We start from the raw sequence: 326 nt of genomic DNA, 5'->3' as shown, positions 1-326 counted from the left end.
ATGCTCGGCTGCCCAACCAGCGAAGGCCCGAGCGAGCCCGTGCTGAACCCGGCGGATCACCGCGACGTGGTCGGCCACGTGCAGAACGCCACCACCGCTGACGTCGGCAATGCCGTGCTGGCCTCCATCACCGCCGCACCGATCTGGCAATCCACTCCGCCGGTGGAGCGCGCCGCCGCCCTGGACCGTGCCGCCGACCTGATGGAAGCCGAGATGCAGCCGCTGATGGGTATTCTCGTCCGCGAAGCTGGCAAGACCTTCAACAACGCCATCGCCGAAGTGCGCGAGGCCGTGGACTTCCTGCGCTATTACGCTGCCCAGGCCCG

The 326-nt window shown here is 68.4% G+C and carries 1 protein-coding gene; it reads left to right on the top strand.

Going from position 1 to position 326, the window contains the following annotated elements; genetic code table 11:
• On the top strand, nt 1-326 hold a 326-nt coding region (locus tag AAHM40_RS27080), incomplete at both ends, for an aldehyde dehydrogenase family protein (RefSeq protein WP_342247450.1).

The sequence above is a fragment of the Pseudomonas sp. OTU5201 genome, assembly GCF_038440135.1.
Classification (GTDB): domain Bacteria; phylum Pseudomonadota; class Gammaproteobacteria; order Pseudomonadales; family Pseudomonadaceae; genus Metapseudomonas; species Metapseudomonas resinovorans.
This window is presented reverse-complemented; position numbering and strand designations above follow the sequence as displayed.